This is a genomic window from Rhizobium sp. NZLR8, from assembly GCF_019685025.1.
Lineage (GTDB): Bacteria > Pseudomonadota > Alphaproteobacteria > Rhizobiales > Rhizobiaceae > Rhizobium.
Genome location: NZ_JABDVY010000006.1, coordinates 195,914 through 220,865 on the forward strand (window position 1 = coordinate 195,914; position 24,952 = coordinate 220,865).

The 24,952-nt window shown below is 62.0% G+C and carries 15 protein-coding genes and 1 pseudogene; 11 read left to right on the plus strand and 5 right to left on the minus strand.

The window, feature by feature from the left end; translation table 11 throughout:
* Positions 1-87 precede the first annotated feature (87 nt).
* From HJB89_RS16035 to HJB89_RS16055, 5 genes and pseudogenes are all read right to left on the minus strand, one after another.
* The gene (locus HJB89_RS16035) at positions 88-579 is read right to left on the minus strand and encodes a tripartite tricarboxylate transporter TctB family protein (RefSeq protein ID WP_221131755.1); all 492 of its coding nucleotides are present in this window, start codon (positions 577-579) and stop codon (positions 88-90) included.
* Positions 576-1,520, minus strand: coding sequence for a tripartite tricarboxylate transporter substrate binding protein (locus HJB89_RS16040; RefSeq protein WP_221150192.1), 945 nt, complete (start codon positions 1,518-1,520; stop codon positions 576-578). The genes HJB89_RS16035 and HJB89_RS16040 overlap by 4 nt, the downstream gene beginning before the upstream one ends.
* A gap of 286 nt (positions 1,521-1,806) precedes the next feature.
* Positions 1,807-2,853, minus strand: coding sequence for an ABC transporter substrate-binding protein (locus HJB89_RS16045; RefSeq protein ID WP_221131753.1), 1,047 nt, complete (start codon positions 2,851-2,853; stop codon positions 1,807-1,809).
* A gap of 91 nt (positions 2,854-2,944) precedes the next feature.
* Positions 2,945-3,457: a GNAT family N-acetyltransferase gene (locus tag HJB89_RS16050; RefSeq protein WP_221131752.1), complete on the minus strand. Its 513-nt coding sequence runs from the start codon at positions 3,455-3,457 to the stop codon at positions 2,945-2,947.
* Positions 3,458-3,632: 175 nt separating this feature from the next.
* A pseudogene (locus HJB89_RS16055) lies at positions 3,633-4,492 on the minus strand (ornithine carbamoyltransferase).
* A 431-nt stretch (positions 4,493-4,923) separates the two neighbouring features.
* Here HJB89_RS16055 and HJB89_RS16060 point away from each other — a divergent pair.
* From HJB89_RS16060 to glgA, 11 genes are all read left to right on the plus strand, one after another.
* On the plus strand, positions 4,924-6,792 hold the full coding sequence (locus HJB89_RS16060; protein ID WP_221116630.1) for an adenylate/guanylate cyclase domain-containing protein: 1,869 nt from the start codon (positions 4,924-4,926) through the stop codon (positions 6,790-6,792).
* A gap of 196 nt (positions 6,793-6,988) precedes the next feature.
* Complete coding sequence (locus HJB89_RS16065) at positions 6,989-7,666, plus strand: response regulator transcription factor (RefSeq protein WP_207581784.1); 678 nt, start codon at positions 6,989-6,991, stop codon at positions 7,664-7,666.
* The gene (locus tag HJB89_RS16070; protein WP_207581785.1) at positions 7,663-9,045 is read left to right on the plus strand and encodes a sensor histidine kinase; all 1,383 of its coding nucleotides are present in this window, start codon (positions 7,663-7,665) and stop codon (positions 9,043-9,045) included. The genes HJB89_RS16065 and HJB89_RS16070 overlap by 4 nt, the downstream gene beginning before the upstream one ends.
* 207 nt (positions 9,046-9,252) lie before the next feature.
* The gene (locus HJB89_RS16075) at positions 9,253-12,579 is read left to right on the plus strand and encodes a DUF2126 domain-containing protein (protein WP_221150194.1); all 3,327 of its coding nucleotides are present in this window, start codon (positions 9,253-9,255) and stop codon (positions 12,577-12,579) included.
* A gap of 53 nt (positions 12,580-12,632) precedes the next feature.
* Positions 12,633-15,050, plus strand: coding sequence for a circularly permuted type 2 ATP-grasp protein (locus HJB89_RS16080; protein ID WP_207581787.1), 2,418 nt, complete (start codon positions 12,633-12,635; stop codon positions 15,048-15,050).
* Positions 15,051-15,055: 5 nt separating this feature from the next.
* Entirely contained in the window at positions 15,056-15,934 is an 879-nt protein-coding gene (locus HJB89_RS16085) for a transglutaminase family protein (RefSeq protein ID WP_221131748.1), read from the plus strand.
* Between the two features lie 113 nt (positions 15,935-16,047).
* The gene (locus HJB89_RS16090) at positions 16,048-17,283 is read left to right on the plus strand and encodes a TadE/TadG family type IV pilus assembly protein (protein WP_221141008.1); all 1,236 of its coding nucleotides are present in this window, start codon (positions 16,048-16,050) and stop codon (positions 17,281-17,283) included.
* A gap of 273 nt (positions 17,284-17,556) precedes the next feature.
* Positions 17,557-20,019 (plus strand): glycogen/starch/alpha-glucan phosphorylase, encoded by a 2,463-nt coding sequence (locus HJB89_RS16095; protein WP_207581790.1) that lies wholly within the window; start codon positions 17,557-17,559, stop codon positions 20,017-20,019.
* Complete coding sequence (glgB, locus tag HJB89_RS16100) at positions 20,016-22,223, plus strand: 1,4-alpha-glucan branching protein GlgB (RefSeq protein ID WP_221150195.1); 2,208 nt, start codon at positions 20,016-20,018, stop codon at positions 22,221-22,223. Before HJB89_RS16095 ends, glgB begins: the two co-directional genes overlap by 4 nt.
* Positions 22,224-22,242: 19 nt before the next feature.
* Positions 22,243-23,505: a glucose-1-phosphate adenylyltransferase gene (gene glgC / locus HJB89_RS16105; RefSeq protein ID WP_207581792.1), complete on the plus strand. Its 1,263-nt coding sequence runs from the start codon at positions 22,243-22,245 to the stop codon at positions 23,503-23,505.
* 3 nt (positions 23,506-23,508) lie between these two features.
* Positions 23,509-24,951, plus strand: a complete 1,443-nt coding sequence (gene glgA, locus HJB89_RS16110; protein ID WP_207581793.1) for a glycogen synthase GlgA — start codon at positions 23,509-23,511, stop codon at positions 24,949-24,951.
* The last annotated feature ends 1 nt before the right edge of the window (position 24,952 follow it).

The following is a 24,952-nucleotide window of genomic DNA, read 5'->3' on the forward strand; positions in this document are numbered from 1 at the left end:
TGGTGTCCCAAGCGGCGTTCCCGACCATGCGATTTCGAGGTCAGGCGCCGCGCAAAATCAAAACAGCCGACAGCGCGTCCCGCGCGGTCAGAAGAACAGATGCTCGAGCGGCCCGGCCGGCAGCGTCAGCTGCAGCATCTGCGAGAAGATCGCCCAGACGACGAAGCTGAGGACGATGCCAAACGGCAGCGAGATCCACAGCTTGCGTTTGCCGAAGCCGCGTGCCGTCAGCGCGAAGAGGATGCCGGTCGCAATCGAGAAGCCGGCGACCCGCAGAAGCAGCATTTGGCCGGCCAGACCGGCGACGATCCAGATGACCGGCGCCACCTCCTGCCGCTCGCGCTCCGGAAACTCGCCGCGCCAGGCTTCGGCGACGGTCCAGATCCCGAGACAGAAGAGGCCGAACGCCACCACTTCAGGCACTGTCGCCGGACCGATGCGGTCGTATTGCGCGATCGTTTTCAGATGCGAGGCGTCCCAGGCCATCACGCCGGCGACGACGAAGAGGAAAACGGCAATGATGAACGCCGCCCAATCAGGGCGGCGTGTCGTTGCCGAGGAGGTGTTATCCTCGCTCATTGAACAAGCCCGATATCTTTGAGAATGCCTTCGGTGGCGGAGACGTCCTTCTCGAGCTGCGCCTTGAAGGCGTCGCCGGACAGATAGGTGTCGGCCCAGCCCTTGGTCTTCAGAGTTTCCTGCCAGGTGGCGGAGCTATGCAGCTTCTCGAAATCGGCGGTGACACTTGCCACCTGCTCTGCCGACAGGCCGGGGGCTGCGGCAACCATGCGCCAGTTCTGGATGACGACGTCGGTGCCGGCTTCCTTCAGCGTCGGCGCATCGACGCCGTCGATGCGCTTGTCGCTCGATACGGCGAGAAGACGCAGCGTGCCGGATTTCACCTGCGATTCTAACTCGCTGTAGCTCGAGACGCCGGCCGTGACCTGGCCGCCGAGAATGGCGGCGAGCGCTTCGCCGCCGCCGGAGAAGGCGACGTAGTTGATCTTCGTCGGATCGACGCCGGAGGCCTTGGCGATCAGGCCGACGGCGATGTGGTCGGTACCGCCGGCTGAACCGCCGCCCCAGGAAACCGCGCCCGGATCCTTCTTCAGCGCCGCAACCAGATCGGCCATGGTCTTGATGTCGGACGCAGCAGGAACGACGACGGCTTCATATTCACCGGTCAGCCGGGCGATCGGCGTAACGTCCTTGAGCGTCACCGGCGACTTGTTGGTGAGAATCGCGCCGACCATGACATAGCCGCCGACGATCAGCGAATTCGGATTGCCGGCAGCCTGGCTGCTGAACTGCGCAAGGCCGATGGTGCCGCCGGCGCCGGGAACGTTCTGGACCTGCACGTTGCCGGAGATCTTCTCCTGCTGCAACGCGGTCTGCAGCGAACGCGCCGTTTGGTCCCAGCCGCCGCCGGGAGCCGCCGGTGCGATGATGGTGTAGTCGGCCGCAAAGGCCGGCAGCGCTATGGTCGCGGCAAAAAGGGTTGCGATGAACGTATGCTTCACGATGTTTCCTCCGTCGGCGGCTGAGCGAACCGCCTGTTATTCTCCAGGGAATCGGGAGGAATGGCCGGCCAGCGGACGCAAGTGTCCTGATGACGAGCAGAATACCTCCCAAAGCTTCAGCTCTCCGCCTCCACGGAGAAGAAGTAGCCAAAGCCACCACAACAAGCTGTCATTTAGCTGACACCCGCGAGATAAACTGGGCGAAGAGGACACTTTTTTGCCGTAATTGCCAGACGCGGGTCTAAATCCCGGGGTCCCATATGGACCGGCCGAAACGTGAGGCTCGTCACTGCGCCCGCAAAACCTCGTTCCAGTGCGCGATCAACCGCGCCCGTTTGACTTGGTCGAGATAGACCATCAGTCCGGGACTGACCGGCACCGGTCGAAGTTGGGCGCCGAGCAGTTCCTGCAGCGTATTGGCGGTATTTTCCCCCGCCACCTCGGGGCTGACCGCCGGGATCTGCAGTTCGCGCGCCATGATCGTCTGCCCCTCCCTCGACATGAAGAAGGTGAGATAGCGCCGGCCGAGCTCCGGCTCGGCGGCCGCCTGCGGCACCAGCCCGATCCGCGACATCACCACGGTATAGTCCTTCGGCAGCACGATGCCGACATCCGGATAGCGCGAGGCCCAGTCGGCCGCATAGGAGCCGAGGATATTGTAGCCGAGCACGAAGCGCCCGTCGGCCACACGTTCGAGGATTGCCGAACTCGTTGAATAGAGCTTGACGCCGGCAGCCCCCATCGCTCCGATGACCGACCAGATGTCGCCGAACTGCTCCTGGTCGCGCGCCATGAACAGAAAACCGACGCCGGAGCGCTCGATATCGTAGGTACCGATCCGCCCATGGACGTCGTTGCCCTTGCGGTTCAAGTAGTCGACGAATTCCGCCCGCGAGCTCGGCACCGGCTCGTGCGCAAAACTCGGCTTGTGATAGACGAACACCGCCGGCTCGAAGGTCAGCGCATAGGCGGTGTTGCGCCAGTTCGCCCATTTCGGCCAGGCGGCACTCATCGGCAGATTGCTGACTTGCGCATATCCGTCGTTGGAGAGCTTCACCTGCAGATCCATCGCCGAGGAAAAGGCAAAGTCCGCTGTCTTCTTGCCGGCATCTGTCTCCCTGACGATCCGGTCGTAGATGTCGCCGGTCAGCATGTCCTCATACCTGACCGCAACGTCGGGATTGGCCTCCTGGAAACCCCCGATCATCGGCTGCGCCAACGGCTCGTCGAGCGAGGAATAAACCGTCAGCACCGGCGCATCGGCGCTGCCCGACTTCGCCGGATAGAAGGCCTGATCGGCCAGCGCAAAGCCCGGCCAACACGCCAGCAGCAAGATGAAAACTCTCCTCATGCCCCAACAATGCCTGAGCATGCCGGGGGGAGCAAGGGCGCTGGTCAGACAGTCGATGGCGCCCGTTTGCGGGTCAGAGTTCGCGCTCGAAGAACAGCAGGATCTGCTCAAGCGCTGGCGGGACCGGATAATATGCATCCCGTTCGCGGAAACCGAGACGGCGATAGAGCCCCTGCGCCGCCGTCTGCAGAATGCCGGTATCGAGCCGCATCGAGTGGTAGCCGTCATCCTTTGCCCGGGCCATCGATGCCTCGCAGAGCGCTGCGGCGATGCCGCGGCCGCGTGCCGCCGCCGAGACGAAAAGTCTTTTCATCTCTGCAATGCCTGGCCCTTGCTCGTGATGCATGACACAGCCGACAGGCTCTCCATCGAGCCGCGCCAAGAGGATAGCACCCTTCGGCCTTTTGTGAATCTGCGGCAGGTCGACGAGCAGCGCCTCGAATTTCTGCGGATTGTAATAGGCATCGATGACTGGTCGATGCCGCGGGTAATTGTCATAGAGCCATTGCCGGAACGATCGGCAGAGATCCTGCACGGCGGTCATTTCCGCCTGGCTCTGAGCGAACTCGACCGTCAGTTCCGCCATTTGCCAAACCTCCCGATGCCTCATCGCTTTTATCATGAACAAGCTGCGCCGTGGAGATCGAACTAGAGCACGATGCCGAAAAGTGTGTCCGGTTTTCGGCGGACGTCGTGCTCTAACTATTGAACTTAGAACAGGATTCAGACTTTAGGCCAAGCGGGCCTAAAATCATCCTGTTCTAGGCGGCGACCCATTCCATCAGAGCATTTTGCGCATGCAGCAAAAAGGCCTTGGCAGGCAGAGCGGATGCTCCATCGCCCCGGCAGTCACCTCCTGGCCGCGCGTCACCGGCGGGCACGGCAGGAAGATCGCGTCGCCGGGCAAACGATCGAGAATATCGGTGCCGATCCGGTAACCGGCAAGCACCTCCGCGGCGGCTTCGTCCGGCCATGAATCGGTGATGACGCCGTGGGTATCTGATAACTCACCCATATCGGTGCTCATGCGGAAGCGCCCGTTGAGCAGTGCGACGTCATGGATGTGCCAGCGCTCGGGATAGACCTGCACCACGTCGATCGGCAATGCGATCGACGCTTCGGCCCAGGAACGGAGAATATTCGCGTCTGCCGCCACGCCAACGACCTTCAACCTATCGATCGAGCCGCGCCGGCTCTTGATATAGGCAAGGTCGCCGAGCGTCTCGCAGGGGTGGTTGGAGCGCGTGCGCGCATTGATGACAGGCACCGGCGAGGCTGCCGCCACCGCCTTCAACCTAGAAAGCTCCTTCGTGCGGATCACCAGCATGTCGAACCAGTTGCCGAGATAACCCGCAAGATCGCCGGCTTCCTCTCGGCCGTTGAAGCCGATCGGCACATGCACGCAGATACCGCCCATCGCCTGGATGCCGAGATCGAAGGCACTCGTGTTTCGCCAGCCGCCGTCGTCGGCAATCAGCGCGACGCGCCTGCCCGCGAGGTTCTGCGGCATGGTGCGCTCTTCCCAAGTTATGGCGAGTTCCCCGGCGCGAGCGATAATCGATCGAAGTCCGGCCTCCGGAATATCTTGAAACTCCAGAAAATCCCGGGTCGAACCTGTCATCCAAAATCTCCGTCGCGCGTGAAACGTCGTCACAATAACGGGCGCCGGCCTCGTAGCAACCACGCACGGAAGCAACCGCGAATCACATTCCGTGGCGGATACCCCTCGCAATTGTCTTCCAGGCCATGCGCCTACGTCCGGCTCAAGCCCCGAACTGACCGACAGCCACTTTTTATAATACCGACGCCAAAGCATCGGCTGAAGCAGATCACTCCGCTTCGTCGATTAGAATCGCCTTTTCATCCCAAAGGATTAGCGCTGAACGCGATCCATCACCCATTCAGAGTATTGATGAAGATCGGCGACGCTATATGGTCGCGCAGCCGTGTTAAAACGTCGAAACCGCCAGAATTTCTATTCGGTGGACGACTCTGCGCGACAAAAACTCTATAAAAAGCTAGACTAAACTGGGAAGATCCATGGGAGGGGTCATGGAACGACGACTGAGCGCTATTCTCGCTGCGGATGTCGTTGGCTACAGCCGACTGATGGGCATCGATGAGTCCGGCACGTTGCAGGCGCTGAACCGCCATCGCTGCGAACTGGTCGACATTCGTATTTCAGACTACAAGGGCCGGATCGTCAAACTCACCGGCGACGGCATCCTTGCCGAATTCCAGAGCGTGGTAAACGCGGTCGCCTGCGCCGCCGAAATCCAGCGCAGCATGGCGGCCCGCAACGAGAACGTGCCCAAGGACGAACGCGTCGAATTCCGCATCGGCATCAATCTTGGCGACGTCGTGGTCGAGAACGGCGATATCTTCGGAGATGGCGTCAATCTCGCCGCCAGGCTTGAGCGTATCGCAGCGCCGGGCGGCATCGCTGTGTCGGCCTCGGTGCGCGATCAGGTCGGCTCGCGCCTCAATCTCGGCTTCGAATTCATCGGCGAGCATATGCTGAAGAACATCCGGCAGCCGGTTCAGGTCTATACCGTCACCCTGGCGCCGCCCTCCTCGGCGAAATTGGTCGCGCAGAACCGCAATACCTGCTTCATCGCAGTGCTGCCCTTCACCAATATGAGCGGCGACGCCGATCAGGACTATTTCTCCGACGGCATCACCGAAGACATCATCACCGATCTCTCCAAGATCTCCAGCCTGCACGTCGTGCCGCGCAATACCATCTTCACCTACAAGGGCATCTCGGTGAAGGTGAAGCGGCTCGCCCAGGAACTTGGCGTGCGCTACGTGCTCGAAGGAAGCGTGCGCATCTTCGGCAATCGCGTGCGCATTTCCGGCCAATTGATCGACACCGCCAATGGCGATCATCTCTGGGCCGAGCGTTATGACCGCGACCTGACCGACATCTTCGCCATCCAGGACGAGATCACCCATGCGATCGTCGGCCAGTTGAAGGTGCGTCTGCTGCCGGAAGAAAAGAAGGCGATCGCCAATGAGCCGACCGCCAATGTCGAGGCCTATACCTATTATCTCAGGGGCCGCCAGCTCTCCCATACCTGGACCAAATCCTATCTCGAACTCGCAAGGCGCATGTTCTGCAAGGCGGTTGAACTCGACCCGGATTATGCCCGCGCTTATGCCGGCATCGCCGATTGCGACGCGGCGATCCGCGACTGGGCACCTGATGACGTGCCGCTGAGGCGCATCCTCGAGATGAGCGCCCGCGCGCTTGCGCTTGATCCCGACCTTCCCGAGGCCCACGCTTCTCATGGTCTGGCCCTGCATCAGAGCGGCTTTGACGGGAGGGCGGCGGCGGCCTTCGAACGTGCATTGGCGCTGGACCCGAACCTTTTCGAGGCGAATTTTCATTATGCCCGGTTCTTCTTCATGCACGGCAACTTTGCCGAATCGGTTCAATATTTCACCCGCGCCGCCGCGATCCGCCCTGACGACTACGTCTCGCCGATCCACCTGATGTCCGCCTACCGCTCGCTCGGCCGTGTGTCGGATACGGAAAACTGGGCGCGCCTCGGCCTGCTGCGCGCCGAACGCGCGCTGAACGTCAATCCGGAAAATTCCGGTCCGGCCCATCGCGGCGCGCTGGCGCTTGCCCATATGGGCGACGCGATGAGGGCACGCGACTGGGCTGCGCGCGCGATCGCCATCGATCCTGATGACATCGTCGCGCAGTACAATCTCGCCTGCGTCTATTCCGTCCTCGGCGATGTCGACCAGGCGATCGATCTCCTTGAAAGGCTGCTGCCTCACAGCTCCGTCTACCATATCAAATGGTTCAACAATGATTCCGATCTCGACAACATCCGCGACGATCCTCGCTTCCAGAGGCTGCTGGCCGCCGCGATGATGCAGCGCGAACGGGTCGAAAGGACCGGGAGCTGAAGCCAGGCCCTTCCCGCCGTTCACTGGCGCATCGGCCCGAAAATCAGCATCGATTTTCGGAAAGCACGATGCGAGGATTGAAAGTGTTTCAGCGTCCTTTGCGCGTCTGACAGGCGCGCGGCGCTGTAAGCTCCAAAATCGCTGTGACATCGCTCCCCCACCTCTGTAATCTCCTTTGAAAAACAGGGGGAGATCCGTGCGCATCCTGCTCACCGAAGACAATATCGCGCTGGCCGACGGCCTGTCGGCGATCTTGCGCGGCACGGGCCATGCCGTCGATGTCGTTCACGACGGCGCATCCGCCAATGCGGTCATCGCCGCTGAAAATTTCGATCTGGTGATCCTCGACCTCAACCTGCCCGAGATGGACGGGCTCGACGTGCTGCGCGCCATGCGCGCCCGGCAAAACCAGGCAGCCGTGCTCATCCTGACCGCACGCGGTACGCCGGAAGAACGGGTGAAGGGTCTCGATCTCGGTGCCGACGATTATCTGATCAAACCCTTCGACATCGCCGAATTCGAGGCCCGCGTGCGCGTATTGCTGCGCCGCCAGGCAGGCCTGCGCTCGGCGACTGTCAGTTTTGGCAGCATCTCGTTCGATCTCAATTCCCGAGCCTTTTCGGCAGGCGCCACGCCGCTGGACATTCCCGCCCGCGAACTTGGGCTGCTCGAAATTCTTTTCATGCGGGCCGGCAAGGTCGTCGCCAAGGAGGCGATCATCCAGTCGCTGACGGCCTTCGACGACGACATTTCGGCAAACGCCATCGAGCAATATGTCAGCCGCCTGAGGAAACGTCTCTCACCGCACGGCCTGACGGTCAAGACCGCCCGCGGCATCGGCTATTATCTCGACAAGCTTCCCGAGGCCTCATGAAAGCCGCCTATTCCCTCAGGCGCCGGCTGCTCTTCTGGCTACTTGTGTCCACAGCGGTCATCGGCACGCTGGCGCTCGCCGATACCTATCGCGAGGCGGTCCAGACCTCGAACATCGTCTCCGACCGTGTGCTCGCCGGCTCCGCGCTGGCGATCGCCGAACGCGTCGTCGTTGCCGAAGACGGCACCCTGCAGGTCGATATCCCCTATGTTGCGCTTGAAATGCTGACCTCGGCCGCGCAGGACCGCGTCTTCTACCGCGTCGACGGTCCGCCGGGCAAATTTATCACCGGTTACCAGTCGCTGCCGGTCCTGAAGAAGACACCCGCCAATGCCGCCGCCTTCGCCGACGACAGCTTCCGCGGAGAGCCGATCCGCGTCGCCACACTCGAACGCTCCGCCTCGACGGGCATCCGCTCCGTGCCCTTCGTGGTGACGGTCGCCGAAACCACCATTGGCCGACGGCAGCTGGCGCAAGCAATCCTCGTTCGCTCGGCACTCCGCCTCGCCTTCATGATCGCGGGTGCCGCCGTCATTGTCTGGATCTCGGTCACGGTGGCCCTGCGTCCGCTCTACAAACTCGGCGACGCCATCGGCGAACGCAGCCCCGATGATCTGCATCCGATCGAGCAGACGGTGCCGAGCGAGGTCCAGCCGCTGGTCGATACGGTGAATAGCTTCATGGTCCGCCTGCAATCGGCCCTCGATGCGCTCCGCCACTTCACCGGCAATGCCAGCCATCAGCTGCGCACGCCGCTGGCGATCATCCGCACCCAGCTTGCTCTCTCTGCCCGCGCCGGCTCGCTTGAGGAGGCGCAGGCGGCAGCTCTGAAGGGCGATCAGGCGGTGGCGCATGCCGAGCGCATCCTCGCCCAGCTTCTCCTGATGGCAAAGATCGACGCGGCCACCGCGAAGGAAGCACTGACCGCCTCCGCCATCGATCTTGCCGCCATCGCCCAGGAAATTACCGGTGAGCAGATCCCGACGGCTGCCGTCGCCGGCATCGATCTCGGTTTCGAGGGCGGAAGCCCGGCGATGATCCGCGCCGAGCCGCTGCTCATCGGCGAAATGCTGCGCAACCTTGCCGGAAATGCCATCGCCTATGCCGGCAAGGGAGCTGAGGTCACCGTCCGCATCATCGCAGCAGCAGAGACGATCCGCCTCGAAGTCGAGGACAACGGCCCCGGCATTCCACGCAACAAGCTGGAGGCGGTGCGCGGGCGGTTTTCGCGCGGCAATGAGACAGGTGCGCCGGGCGCCGGCCTCGGCCTGCCGATCGTCGAGGAAATCGCCAATCTTTTCAATGCCAACCTGACGCTGGAGCCGGGCCCGGATGGCAGGGGCCTGAAGGCGGCCGTCACCTTCGCCAAGGCCGCATAAAAGCCTTCAGCCTCAACAACGCCGCGCGTCTTTCGGACGCGCTAAGGACGCCGTAGCATTTTGAATCGCGGCATAATTCCTTAAATCGATTCCGATTTAAGGAATTATGCCGGTGACCTTTCCAGCTTGCTTTCTTTCGCTGCATTGCACACACTGATTTCGGGAACAGCAAGCCGCACGACGACGCGCGCCGGATAAAAGAGAAATATGTCGATCAAAGCCAGCATCTATCATCTGACCCATTACACTTATGATAAACCGATCCGCCTCGGCCCACAGATCATCCGACTGAAACCTGCCTCGCATGCGAAGACACGGGTGCTCAGCCACTCGCTGAAGGTCACGCCCTCCAACCATTTCGTCAACCTGCAGCAGGATCCCTACGGCAATTACCTCGCCCGCTACGTCTTTCCGGACCCGGTGACGGAGTTCAAGATCGAGGTCGATCTCGTCGCCGACATGACGGTCTACAATCCCTTCGACTTCTTCGTCGAGGAAGAGGCAACCAAGTGGCCCTTCGGGTACCCTGAGACGATCCAGGAAGATCTCTCGATCTATATGACGCCGGAACCGGCCGGTCCCCGCCTGAAGGCAATGCTGCCGACGCTCGACTGGTCGCCCGACCAGCCGACGGTCGATATGATCGTCGGCCTGAATGCCCGCCTGCAGCGGCAGATTGGCTATGTCATCCGCATGGAAACCGGCGTGCAGACGCCGGAGGAGACGCTTGAAAGCGCCAAGGGCTCCTGCCGCGACACCAGTTGGCTGCTCGTCCAGATCCTTCGCCATCTCGGCCTTGCCGCCCGCTTCGTCTCCGGCTACCTCATCCAGCTGACGCCGGACCTGAAAGCACTCGACGGCCCCTCCGGCACCAAAGTCGATTTCACCGACCTGCATGCCTGGGCGGAGGTCTATCTGCCCGGCGCCGGCTGGGTCGGCCTTGATCCGACGTCTGGGCTGCTGACCGGCGAAAGCCACATCCCGCTTGCCGCCACGCCGCATTATCGCAACGCCGCGCCGATCTCGGGCGGTTATTTCGGCGAGGCCGAAACCGAATTCGCCTTCGACATGAAGGTCTCGCGCGTCGCCGAACACCCGCGCATCACCAAGCCTTTCTCCGATGAAAGCTGGGACGAACTCAACGAACTCGGCGAGAAGGTCGATCGTGTCCTCGAAGCCGAGGACGTGCATCTGACGATGGGCGGCGAACCGACCTTCGTTTCGATCGACGATTTCCAGTCCGAGGAGTGGAACACCGCCGCCGTCGGCCCGACCAAGCGCGAAAAGGCCGACAGCCTGATCCGCCGGCTGCACGAACGCTTCGCCCCCGGCGGTTTCCTGCATTATGGCCAGGGCAAATGGTATCCGGGCGAAAGCCTGCCGCGCTGGACCTTCTCGCTCTACTGGCGCCGCGACGGCAAGCCGGTCTGGCAGAACCTCGATCTGGTGGCTGTCGAAGGCAAAGATACCGGCGTCACCGCCGAGGATGCCGAGAAGTTTTTGATGGCGATCGCAAAGGAACTGGCGATCAAGCCTGACATGGTGCAGCCGGCCTATGAGGATCCAGCCGACTGGATCATCAAGGAAGGCAGCCTTCCCGAAAACGTCGATCCGTCGAATTCGAAGCTGAAGGATCCCGAAGAACGCAACCGCATCGCCCGGGTGTTTGCCCGTGGCCTTACCGTCCCCACGGGTTACATCCTCCCGGTTCAAGCATGGAACGCCAAGGCGGCTGAAAGCCGCGTCTGGGTCAGCGAGAAATGGCGCACCCGCCGCGGCAATATCTTTCTCGTCCCGGGCGACAGTCCCATCGGTTACCGCCTGCCGCTCGGCACACTGCCCTATGTTCCCCCGGCGCGTTATCCCTATATCCACCCCGCCGATCCGACGATCCCACGTGAACCGCTGCCTGATGTCTTTGTACCGGCCGGCCGCGCCATGCCTGAAGCCTCTTTCAATGCCGACGAGGGCAATCGCGGCCGGATCGAACAGACGCTCGGTGAACTCCGCGGGGCCGTGCGCACCGCCATGTCGGTCGAGCCGCGCGACGGCAGGCTCTGCGTCTTCATGCCGCCGGTCGAGCGCATCGAAGATTATCTCGAGCTGATCGCCGCTGCCGAAAACGCCGCCGCCGAGCTCAAGCTTCCTGTCCACATCGAAGGTTACCCGCCGCCGCAGGACGAGCGCATCAATGTCATCCGCGTCGCCCCGGATCCCGGCGTCATCGAGGTCAACATTCATCCGGCCTCGAACTGGAAGGACTGCGTCGATATCACTACGGCGATCTACGAGGAGGCGCGTGACACCCGGCTTGGCGCCGACAAGTTCATGATCGACGGCCGTCATACCGGCACCGGCGGCGGCAATCATGTCGTCGTCGGCAGCGCCAATCCGAACAACAGCCCGTTCCTGCGCCGTCCCGATCTCTTAAAGAGCGTCGTCCTGCACTGGCAGCGGCACCCCTCGCTCTCCTACCTCTTCTCCGGCATGTTCATCGGCCCGACCAGCCAGGCGCCGCGCATCGATGAGGCTCGTCACGACAGCCTCTACGAGCTGGAGATCGCCATGGCGCAGATCGCTGCACCCGGCCGCGGCCAGCAGCCGCTGCCCTGGCTCGTCGACCGCCTGTTCCGCCACCTTTTGACCGACGTTACCGGCAACACCCACCGCGCCGAGATTTGTATCGACAAGCTGTTTTCGCCGGACGGTCCGACCGGACGGCTCGGCCTCATCGAGTTCCGTGGCTTCGAAATGCCGCCGAACGCCCGCATGTCGCTCGCCCAGCAATTGCTGGTCCGCGCGCTGATCGCCCGGTTCTGGGTCAACCCGGTCGATGGCAAATTCGTCCGCTGGGGCACAACTCTGCACGACCGTTTCATGCTGCCGCATTTCGTCTGGGCCGATTTCCTCGACGTGCTTGCCGACCTTCGCGAAAACGGCTTCGACGTCAGTTCGGAATGGTTCAAGGCTCAGCTCGAATTCCGCTTCCCCTTCTGCGGCGAGGTCGAATACGAAGGCTCCAAACTGGAGCTGCGCCAGGCGCTTGAACCCTGGCACGTCATGGGCGAGGAAGGTGCGCCGGGCGGCACTGCCCGTTACGTCGACAGCTCCGTCGAGCGCCTTCAAGTGCGGCTCGAGACCAGCAATGCGGCGCGCTACACCGTCACCTGCAATGGCCGCACTCTGCCGCTGACGCCGACCGGCACCTCCGGCGTATCGGTCGCCGGCGTCCGTTACAAGGCGTGGCAGCCGTCCTCCGGCCTGCATCCCGTCTTGCCGATCAACACGCCTTTGACTTTTGACATTTATGATACATGGTCGAAGCGTTCGATCGGCGGCTGCATCTATCATGTTGCCCATCCGGGCGGCCGGACCTATGACACCTTCCCGGTCAACGGCAACGAGGCGGAAGCAAGGCGGCTCGCCCGCTTCGAGCCGTGGGGACATACGGCGGGTGGTTATATCCCGCGCGCCGAGACGGGTTCTCTTGAATTCCCGCTAACGCTGGATCTGAGGCGGCCCGCCGGAATTTGAAGCCGGGGGATTGAGGCTGAGGTTAAGGCCGGGGGTTTAAGGCTTGGGTTTTGATGGGTAAGAGGCCGGCAGTTGAGCGCAGGGGAGAAGCAGAGGACCGCATCGGCAAGGATGCGGCCTTCGACTATGAGCCGCTTCCTGGCACCGCCGACGAGATGGTCGACAATAAAGGTGTTGTCCGCCCGGTCTGGAAGAATTTCCTGTCGCATCTGAGCGCAATGCCGGAAAAGGATCTCGCCGAGCGTTTCGCCCGCGCCGACCGCTATCTCCGGGATGCCGGCGTCTTCTACCGTGCCTATGGCAGCAAGGGCACCGGCGAACGCGCCTGGCCGATCTCGCATATTCCGGTGCTGATCGACGAGCGCGAATGGCAGACGCTGTCGGCAGGCCTCGTCCAGCGCGCCGACCTGCTCGAGGCGATCGTTGCCGATATCTACGGCGACAACCGGCTGGTGCAGGAAGGGGTGCTGCCGCCGGCGCTGATGGCCGCTAATCCCGAATTCCAACGCCCGCTCGCCGGCATCCGGCCGGCCTCCGGCCATTATCTGCATTTCTGCGCCTTCGAGATCGGCCGCGGACCGGACGGCAACTGGTGGGTGCTGGCCGACCGGACGCAGGCGCCGTCGGGCGCCGGTTTCGCGCTGGAAAGCCGCGTCGCGACGACCCGGGCCTTTTCGGATATCTACGCCGAAACCCCGGTCCACCGCCTCGCCTCCTTCTTCGGCGCCTTCCGCGACGCGCTGCAGGGCATGAAACATTCGGGCGACGACCGCATCGCCGTGCTGACGCCAGGCCCCGCCAACGAGACCTATTACGAGCACGCCTACATCGCCCGCTATCTCGGCTTCATGCTGCTCGAGGGCGAGGACCTCACCGTCGTCAAGGGCCGCGTCATGGTGCGCACCGTCGCCGGCCTGAAGCCGATCGGCGTGCTCTGGCGCCGTCTCGATTCGGCCTTTGCCGACCCGCTGGAGCTGAACCAGAATTCGCATATCGGCACGCCCGGCCTCGTCGAAGCGCTGCGCGCCGAAAGCGTCACCATCGTCAATGCGCTCGGTACGGGGGTTCTCGAAACCCGGGCGCTTCTGGCCTTCATGCCGACCATCTGTCACCGTCTACTGGGGCAGGATCTGCAACTTCCATCGATCGCCACCTGGTGGTGCGGCCAGGAGGAAGAGCGCGAGCACGTCGCAAAGAATATCGAGAAGATGGTGATCGGCCCGGCCTATTCCCGCGCCCCCTTCTTCGACGACAGCGGCGAATCCGTGCTCGGCTCGTCACTGCGTGCGGCCGCCAAGGATTCCATCACCGACTGGCTGAGTTCGGACGGACCGAAACTTGTGGGACAGGAGGTCGTCACGCTCTCGACGACGCCCGCCTGGGTGGACGGCAAGCTCGTGCCGCGGCCGATGTCGCTGCGCGTCTTCGCCGCCCGCACAGCGAACGGCTGGCAGATCATGCCCGGCGGTTTTGCCCGCATCGGCTCCGGTGCCGATGTCGCGGCGATCGCCATGCAGTCGGGCGGAGCGGCCGCCGACGTCTGGATCGTCAGCGACAAGCCGGTCGAGCGCCACACTCTGCTGCCGGCCGAAGGCAGCTTCACCCGCAACATGCCGGGTAGCCTCCCAAGCCGGGCGGCCGACAATCTGTTCTGGCTCGGCCGCTACATCGAACGCGCCGAAGGGGCGCTGCGCATCCTGCGCGCCTGGCATGCGCGTTATGCCGAGGCTGCCGATCCGAGCCAGCCGCTGCTCGCCGACGTCTCCGAGTATCTTACAGCTGTCGATATCGATACCGCCGAGGCCGTGCCGGAAACGCTTTTACGCCACATCGACAGCGCCGTTTATTCCGCCAGCAACATCCGCGACCGTTTCTCGCCGGATGGCTGGCTCGCCCTCAACGATCTTGCCAAGACCGCCCGCCGTTTCCATGTCAGCGTCGCTGCAGGCGATGACGCCAGTCACGCGATGACCATCCTTCTGCGCAAGCTTGCGGGCTTCGCCGGCCTGGTGCACGAGAACATGTACCGCTTCATGGGCTGGCGCTTCCTCTCGCTCGGCCGTTATATCGAGCGCGGCCTGCACATGACGCGGCTGCTCGGCCACATGTCCGGCCCGGAAGCGCCCGACGGCGCGCTCGACATGCTGCTCGAGATCGGCGACAGCGTCATGACCCACCGCCGCCGCTACAACGTCAACACGGCGCGGCTGACCGTCACCGACCTTTTGGCGCTCGACCCCCTCAACCCCCGCTCGGTCCTCTTCCAGGTGAACGAGATCCACCACGAGGTCGAGCAACTGCCGAACGCCCTGATCAACGGCCAGATGTCGCCCTTCTACCGCGAGGCGATGCGGCTCCATTCCGGCCTGGCAGTGATGACGCCGGAGGGCATGGGGGTCGAGGTCTATCAACGGCTCGAACGCGAATTGGAGCAGCTTTCCGAGCTGCTCGCCCAGACCTATCTCGGGTGACATCAATGCTCTACGATCTTTCGCTTCGGATGGGTTACAGCTACGACGTGCCGGCCTCCGGCGCCCGCCACATCATGCGCCTGATGCCGCTGTCACTGACCAACCGGCAACGTCTGGTCGCCGGCTCGATCACCATCTCGCCGACGCCGGACGAGCAGTCGCATTTCGTCGATTTCTTCGATCATCCCGCCACCTCCTTCATGCTGCGCGCGCCGCACGAGACGCTCGACATTCGCATGCAGGCCCGCGTGCAGGTGGAAAGCCAGCCGATCGCCGCCGATTTCTCGCCATTGCTCGCCGACTTGCCGGAGGAGATATCAGGCATCTGGTCGCTGGCGCCGGATTCGCCGCACCATTTCCTCGGCGATAGCCCGCGCCTGACCCAAGCGCGCGAGATCAGCGACTTTGCCCGAAGCTGTGCCATGCCTGATCTGACGGCGATGCAGATCGCCCATGCGCTCTGTGCCCGCATCAACAAGAATTTCACCTACGACCCCGAGGCGACGACGGTGGACACGACGCCGCTCGAAGCATTCACGCTGAAGCGCGGCGTCTGCCAGGATTTCACCCACATCATGATCCTGGCGCTCCGGAGCCTCGGCATTCCGGCCGGCTACGTCTCCGGTTTCCTGCGCACCATCCCCCCACCGGGCAAGGAACGGCTGGAAGGTGCAGATGCCATGCATGCCTGGGTGCGGGTCTGGTGCGGCGAGACGATCGGCTGGATCGAACTCGACCCGACCAACAACATCGCCGCCGGCACCGACCACATCGTCGTCGCCTACGGCCGGGACTATTCCGACGTCGTCCCCGTCATCGGCGTGTTGAAAAGCTATGGCGGCCAACGCGCCGACCAGGCGGTCGACGTGATCCCGCTGAAATAATCCCAAAACTGGAAGAATCCGCCGATTCGTTAAAATTGTATTGACGTCGTAAGGACAACGGAAAGGAGGAGCGTGCCTAATGTCACCCACAGGGTCTATTTCGGGTGAACATGATGAGCACCTCTTTTTTGCATCCCTGCCTGCGTCGCATGTTCAGCGACCGTGGCGGTAATTTCGGTATGATGACGGCGATCCTGCTGCCCGTTCTTTTCGGTGCAGCCGGCATGGCGATCCAGGTGGGAGATATACTGCTCTCCAAACAGCAATTGCAGGAGGCCGCCGATTCCGCCGCGCTCGCAACCGCGACCGCGCTGGCGAACGGCACGATCCAGACTTCGCAGGCCGAGGCCTTCGCGCGGAATTTCGTCGCCGGACAAATGGCGAATTACCTGCAGAGCAGCGCCGATATTAAGAGCGCGACAGGCGTCGATATCAAGACGACGACGTCGGGCAAATCGACATCCTATCAGGTGACGGTTTCACCAGGTTACGACCTCACCGTCAACCCGCTGATGCAGGCGGTCGGTTTCAGCACGCAGCATCTTTCGACATCAAGCACGACGGTCGGCGGCCATTCGCAGAGCCAGGGCTCGCTTTCCATGTATCTCGCGCTCGATAAATCGGGGTCGATGGGAGATCCCACCGCGACCGTCAACGAGGATGATCCGACGGAACCATTCACCTATAAATGTAATCCTCACCTGAATAATGGCGGCAACCAGGTGATTTACGACAAATGCACCGGCAGCCGTGCGCACTATTACACCAAGATAGAGGCGCTGAAGATCGCTGCAGGCAATCTTTTTAGCCAGCTCAACAGCGCCGATCCCAATGCCGAATACGTGCGCACCGGCGCTGTATCCTACGATCTCGTTGAGTACACGCCGAGTAAGCTCGCTTGGGGAATCACCGCTGTCACGAGCTACGTTAACGCGCTTCAATCGGGAGGCGGCACGAATTCAAGCGGCGCAGTGAACACGGCTTACACGTCTCTGACCGCCAAGAACGCCGCGGGCAATGACGCCGAGGACGCAGCTCACAAGCTCAAGACCGGGCAAGTACCCAAGAAGTACATCGTTTTCATGACCGATGGCGACAACAACGACGACAGCAGCTACGGCCGTTCATACGACACCTTGACCAAGGCAACATGCGACACCGCGAAATCCAAGGGCATCGAAATTTACACGATCGCCTTCATGGCGCCCGCGGGCGGACAGGCGCTGCTGCATTATTGCGCTTCCGATGACGCCCATTATTTCCAGGCGGAAAAAATGGAAGATCTGCTTGCCGCCTTCAAGGCGATCGGAGCGAAGGCCTCTGCACAGATGACACGCCTGACGAACTGATAAACGCTCGAGAAACGGGAACCAAAAAGCCGCTCCGGAACAAACCGGGGCGGCTTTTCGTTATCGCTATCCCATCCATCTGATCGGGAAAAGCGATTGAAATCAACCCCCTTGAACCCTGTGAATATGAAGGTTTCGCAATTTTTTCGTTTGTCCAAATCCTTTGTTGCAAGTGCTTAGTAACGATGCATAAACTGTCGTCGATGCGAGCGACAAATCGATTAGATCAGGCATAACATCCTGAAACCAAATTAAAATTGGCGAGACCTAACAATGAACACCGTTTCCAAGCCGGTTATCCCCTCCCCCGCCCCGCGCAGCTCAAAGCCGGAAATTCTCGCCGAAGAAATCATCGAACGACTGACCTACCGCATCGGCAAGGATGCCAAGGTGGCAAAACCGCATGACTGGCTGACGGCAACGATCCTGGTGGTGCGCGACCGCATCATCGACAGATGGATGGCCTCCACCCGCGAAGTTTATGCGACCGGCGCCAAGCGCGTCTATTATCTTTCCCTCGAGTTCCTGATCGGCCGTCTGATGCGCGATGCTGTCTCGAACCTCGGCCTGATGGAGGAGGTGCGCGATGCGCTCGCCTCGCTCGGCGTCGACGTCAACGTCATTGCCGGCCTCGAGCCGGATGCCGCCCTCGGCAATGGCGGTCTCGGCCGTCTGGCAGCCTGTTTCATGGAGAGCATGGCGACGGTCGACGTCCCCGCCTATGGTTACGGCATCCGCTATGTCCACGGCCTCTTCCGCCAGCAGCTGGCCGACGGCTGGCAGGTGGAACTGCCGGAAAACTGGCTCGCCCACGGCAATCCCTGGGAGTTCGAGCGCCGCGAGAGCGCCTATGAAATCGGCTTCGGCGGTGCCGTCGAGTTCATCACAACCCATGACGACCAGCCGCGTTACGTCTGGAAACCGGCCGAGCGCGTCATCGCCGCCGCCTTCGATACGCCGGCCGTCGGCTGGCGCGGCAAGCGCGTCAACACCTTGCGCCTCTGGTCGGCGCAGCCGATCGATCCGATCCTGCTCGATGCCTTCAATGCCGGCGACCACATCGGGGCGCTGCGCGAAAGCAACAAGGCCGAAAGCCTGACCCGGGTCCTCTATCCTGCCGACGCCACCCCGGCCGGCCAGGAACTGCGCCTGCGCCAGGAATTCTTCTTCTCCTCAGCCTCGCTGCAGGACATCCTGCGCCGTCATCTGCAACAATATGACGATTTCACTTCGCTGCCGGACAAGGTAGCGATCCAGCTGAACGACACCCATCCCGCCGTCTCGGTCGCCGAACTCGTGCGTCTGCTCTGTGATGTACACGGGATGGATTTCGACCAGGCCTGGGATATCACCCGCCGGACCTTCTCCTACACCAACCACACGCTTCTGCCGGAAGCGCTGGAAAGCTGGGCGGTGCCGCTGTTCGAGCGTCTGCTGCCGCGCCACATGCAGATCATCTATGCGATCAACGCCAAGATTCTGATCGACGCGCGCAAAGGCAAAAACTTCTCCGACGGGGAAATCCGCTCGATCTCGCTGATCGATGAAAGTGGCGACCGCCGCGTGCGCATGGGTAACCTTGCTTTCGTCGGCTCGCATTCGATCAACGGCGTCTCTGCCCTGCACACCGACCTGATGAAGGTCACGGTCTTTGCCGACCTGCATAAACTCTATCCCAATCGCATCAACAACAAGACCAACGGCATCACGCCGCGCCGCTGGCTGCAGCAGTGCAATCCCGGTCTCACCGGCCTGATCCGCGAGGCGATCGGCGACGAATTCCTCGACGACGCCGAGAAGCTGCGCCCGCTCGAGGCGCATGCTTCGGATCCGAGCTTCCAGGAGAAGTTCGCAGCGGTAAAGCGGGCGAACAAGGTGGCGCTCTCCAACCTGGTCGCCAGCCGCATGGGCGTGAAGCTCGATCCGTCGGCGATATTCGACATCCAGATCAAGCGCATCCATGAATACAAGCGTCAGCTGCTGAACATCATCGAAGCCGTCGCGCTCTACGACCAGATCCGCTCGCATCCCGAGCTCGACTGGGTGCCGCGCGTGAAACTCTTCGCCGGCAAGGCGGCGCCGAGTTATTACAACGCCAAGCTGATCATCAAACTGATCAACGACGTCTCCCGCACGATCAACAATGATCCGTCGGTGCGCGGCCTGCTGAAGATCGTCTTCGTGCCGAATTACAATGTCTCGCTCGCCGAAGTCATGGTTCCGGCCGCCGACCTCTCCGAACAGATATCGACCGCCGGCATGGAAGCGTCCGGTACCGGCAACATGAAGTTCGGCTTGAACGGTGCGCTGACCATCGGCACGCTCGATGGCGCCAACGTCGAGATGCGCGACAATGTCGGCGAGGACAACATCGTTATCTTCGGCCTCAAGGCCGACGAGGTCTCAAAGGTCCGCAGCGATGGTCACAATCCCCGCGCCATCATCGAGGGCTCGCGCGAACTCGCCCAGGCGCTCGCTGCCATCAGCTCCGGCGTCTTCTCGCCCGATGACCGCAACCGTTACACGGCGCTGATCGACGGCATCTATTCGCACGACTGGTTCATGGTCGCTGCCGATTTCGACGCCTATGCCCAGGCGCAGCGCGAAGTCGATCAGATTTGGACCGACCAGTCCGCCTGGTACACCAAGACAATCAACAACACGGCGCGGATGGGCTGGTTCTCTTCCGACCGTACGATCAGGCAATATGCAGACGAAATCTGGAGAGCCGGATGAAAACGCCGAAAACCGTCCCTGAGGTAAAGCTTTCCTGGGAAATTTCGGCAGATGAAATCGCGGCGATCCTTGCCGGCTCGCATTCCAATCCCTTTGCCGTCCTAGGTGCACACCAGGCAGGCGATGCCTTCGTCGCCCGGTGCTTCATCCCGGGTGCCGAGGAAGTCACCGCGATGACGCTCGACGGCGGCGTCATCGGCGAACTGAAACAGCTCCATGCCGACGGCGTCTTCGCCGGCCTGGTTTCCCTCACCAAGCTCCAGCCGGTGCGTTACCGCGCCCGGCGCGGCGATGCCGAATGGGCTGTCACCGATCCCTACAGCTTCGGTCCGGTGCTCGGGCCGATGGACGATTATTTTGCCCGCCAAGGCTCACACCTGCGCCTGTTCGACAAGATGGGCGCCCACCTCATCAAGCATGATGGCGCCCAGGGCATCCATTTCGCCGTCTGGGCTCCGAATGCGCAGCGCGTCTCCGTCGTCGGTGATTTCAACAATTGGGATGGCCGTCGCCACGTCATGCGCTTCCGCTCCGATAGCGGCATCTGGGAAATCTTCGCCCCAGACGTACCGATCGGCGTTGCCTACAAGTTCGAAATCCGCGGCCAGGACGGCGTGCTGCTGCCGCTGAAGGCCGATCCCTTCGCCCGCCGCAGCGAGCTCCGACCGAAGACCGCCTCTATCACCGCTGCCGATCTGGAACAGGAGTGGGATGACGAAGCTCATCTGAAGCACTGGCGCGAGACCGACAAGCGCCGCCAGCCGATCTCGATCTACGAGGTGCATGCCGCCTCATGGCGGCGCCGGGACGATGGCACGATGCTTTCCTGGGACGAGCTCGCCTCCAGCCTCATCCCTTATTGCGACGACATGGGCTTCACCCATATCGAATTCCTGCCGATCACCGAGCACCCCTACGACCCCTCCTGGGGTTACCAGACGACAGGTCTCTACGCACCGACCGCTCGTTTCGGCGAGCCGGAGGGTTTCGCCCGTTTCGTCAACGGCTGCCACAAGGTCGGCATCGGCGTCATCCTCGACTGGGTGCCAGCGCATTTCCCGACCGACGAGCACGGCCTCGGCTGGTTCGACGGCACGGCACTCTACGAGCACGAAGACCCGCGCAAGGGCTTCCACCCGGACTGGAGCACGGCGATCTACAATTTCGGCCGTACCGAGGTCGTTTCCTATCTCGTCAACAACGCGCTCTACTGGGCCGAGAAATTCCATCTCGACGGTCTGCGCGTCGATGCCGTCGCCTCGATGCTCTATCTCGATTATTCGCGCAAACACGGCGAATGGATCCCGAACGAATATGGCGGCAACGAAAACCTCGAAGCGGTTCGCTTTCTGCAGGACCTCAACATCTACATCTACGGCAATCATTCCAACGTCATGACCATCGCCGAGGAATCGACCTCCTGGCCGAAGGTCTCGCAGCCGGTCCATGAAGGCGGCCTCGGCTTCGGCTTCAAGTGGAATATGGGCTTCATGCACGACACGCTGAGCTACATGAGCCGCGATCCCATATACCGCGGACACCATCACAACGAGCTTACCTTCGGCCTGCTCTATGCCTATTCCGAAAATTTCGTCCTGCCGCTCTCGCATGACGAGGTTGTCCATGGCAAAGGCTCGCTGATCGCAAAGATGCCGGGCGATGACTGGCAGAAATTCGCCAATCTGCGCGCCTACTACGCCTATATGTGGGGCTATCCCGGCAAGAAGCTGCTGTTCATGGGCCAGGAATTCGCCCAGTGGAGCGAGTGGAGCGAGGAGAAGTCGCTCGATTGGAACCTGCTGCAGTATCGCATGCATGAGGGCATGCGGCGCCTGGTGCGCGATCTCAATTTCACCTACCGCAGCAAGCCGGCGTTGCATGAACGCGATTGCGAGGGCGAAGGTTTTGAATGGCTCGTCGCCGACGACCACCAGAACTCGGTCTTTGCCTGGCTGCGCAAGTCGCCGGGCCAAAAGCCGGTCGCCGTCATCACCAATTTTACCCCCGTCTACCGCGAGAACTACACGATCCGCCTGCCCTCCGCAGGCCGCTGGCGGGAAATCCTGAACACCGATGCCGACATCTATGGCGGCAGCGGCAAGGGCAATGGCGGGCGCGTGCAGGCCGTCGATGCCGGCGGCGACATCACCTGCTCGATCACCTTGCCGCCCTTGGCGACAATCATGCTTGAACCTGAAAATTAGTGACTGGTGGGAGGAGAAAATGGTAGAGAAGCGCGTTCAGCCACTTGCCCGCGATGCAATGGCTTATGTTCTGGCCGGCGGCAGGGGGAGCCGTCTTAAGGAACTCACCGACCGGCGTGCCAAGCCGGCCGTCTATTTCGGCGGTAAGGCCCGCATCATCGATTTCGCCCTGTCGAACGCCCTGAATTCCGGCATCCGCCGCATCGGGGTTGCCACGCAATACAAAGCGCATTCGCTGATCCGCCACATGCAGCGCGGCTGGAACTTCTTCCGCCCTGAGCGCAACGAGAGCTTCGACATCCTGCCTGCCAGCCAGCGCGTTTCGGAAACGCAGTGGTATGAAGGCACAGCCGACGCCGTCTATCAGAACATCGACATCATCGAGGACTATGGTGTCGAATACATGGTCATTCTCGCCGGCGACCACGTCTACAAGATGGACTATGAATGGATGCTGCAGCAGCACGTCGATTCCGGCGCCGACGTCACCATCGGCTGCCTGGAAGTGCCACGCATGGAGGCGACCGGCTTCGGCGTCATGCATGTCAACGAGAAAGACGAGATCATCGCCTTCGTCGAGAAGCCGGCCGATCCGCCGCCCATTCCCGACAAGCCGGATTTCGCCCTCGCCTCGATGGGCATCTATGTCTTCCACACCAAGTTCCTGCTCGATGCGCTGCGCCGCGACGCCGCCGACCCGAACTCCAGCCGCGACTTCGGCAAGGACATCATCCCCTATATTGTCAACAACGGTAAGGCAGTCGCCCACCGTTTCGCCAAGTCCTGCGTCCGTTCCGATTTCGAGCACGAGCCCTATTGGCGCGACGTCGGCACGATCGACGCCTATTGGCAGGCCAATATCGACCTGACGGCGATCGTTCCGGAGCTTGATATCTACGACAAGTCCTGGCCGATCTGGACCTATGCCGAGATCACCCCGCCGGCGAAATTCGTCCACGACGACGAGGATCGCCGCGGCTCGGCCACCTCCTCCGTTGTCTCAGGCGACTGCATCATCTCCGGCGCCAGCCTCAACAACAGCCTGCTCTTTACCGGTGTCAGGGCCAACTCCTTCTCCAAATTGGAAGGAGCGGTCATCCTGCCGAACGTGAAGATCGGACGGCGGGCGCAGCTCAAGGATGTGGTGATCGACCATGGTGTCGTCATTCCGGAAGGCCTGGTCGTCGGTGAAGATCCGAAACTCGACGCCAAGCGCTTCCGGCGGACGGAAAGCGGCATCTGCCTGATCACCCAACCGATGATCGACAAGCTGGATATCTGACTTATGAAAGTTCTTTCGGTTTCATCCGAAGTCTTCCCTTTGATCAAGACAGGGGGCCTGGCCGATGTGTCAGGCGCCCTGCCGATTGCTCTGCAAGCCTTCGGCGTCGAGACCAAGACCCTTCTGCCCGGCTATCCCGCCGTCATGAAGGTCATTCGCGACCCGGTCGTCATGCTCGAACTCCCCGACCTGCTCGGTGAGCCGGCGACCGTACTTGAGGTCCAGCACGAGGGCCTCGATCTGCTCATTCTCGATGCGCCGGCCTATTACGACAGGCCGGGCGGCCCCTACGTCGATCCGCTCGGCAAGGACTATCCCGACAACTGGCGGCGTTTCGCCGCTCTATCGCTCGCCGCCTCCGAGATCGCCGCCGGCCTGCTGCCCGGCTGGCGGCCGGATCTCGTCCATACCCACGACTGGCAGGCGGCGCTGACCTCGGTCTACATGCGCTATTATCCGACGCCGGAACTGCCGAGCGTGCTGACCATCCACAATATCGCCTTCCAGGGCCAGTTCGGGTCCGAGATCTTTCCCGGCCTGCGCCTGCCCGCCCATGCCTTCGCCACCGACAGCATCGAATATTACGGAACTGTCGGTTTCCTCAAGGGTGGCCTGCAGACCGCCCATGCGATTACGACGGTCAGCCCGACCTATGCCGACGAGATTCTGACGCCGGAATTCGGCATGGGGCTCGAGGGCGTCATTGCCAGCCACATCGACAATCTGCACGGCATCGTCAACGGCGTCGACACCGATATCTGGAACCCGGCGACCGATCCCGTCGTCCACACCCATTACGGCGCGACGACGCTGAAGAACCGCGAGGAGAACCGTCGCTCGATCGCCGAATTCTTCCATCTCGACAATGACGACGCCCCGATTTTCTGCGTCATCAGCCGTCTCACCTGGCAGAAGGGCATGGATATCGTCGCCAACGTCGCCGACGAGATTGTTGCCATGGGCGGCAAGCTCGTTGTGCTCGGCTCCGGCGAAGCGGCACTTGAAGGCGCGTTGCTGGCCGCCGCCGCCCGCCATCCCGGCCGCATCGGCGTCTCGATCGGCTATAACGAGCCGATGTCGCATCTGATGCAGGCCGGCTGCGATGCGATCATCATCCCTTCGCGCTTCGAACCCTGCGGCCTGACCCAGCTTTACGGCCTGCGTTATGGCTGCGTGCCGATCGTCGCCCGCACCGGCGGACTGAATGACACGGTGATCGACGCCAATCACGCCGCACTTGCGGCGAAAGTGGCAACCGGCATACAATTCTCACCTGTGACGGAAACGGGCATGCTACAGGCAATCCGCCGTGCAATGCATTTTTACGCGGACCGGAAACTCTGGACCCAATTGCAAAAGCAAGGCATGAAATCGGATGTCTCCTGGGAGAAGAGCGCCGAACGCTACGCTGCCCTCTATTCAAGCCTCGTCTCGAAAGGCATGTGAA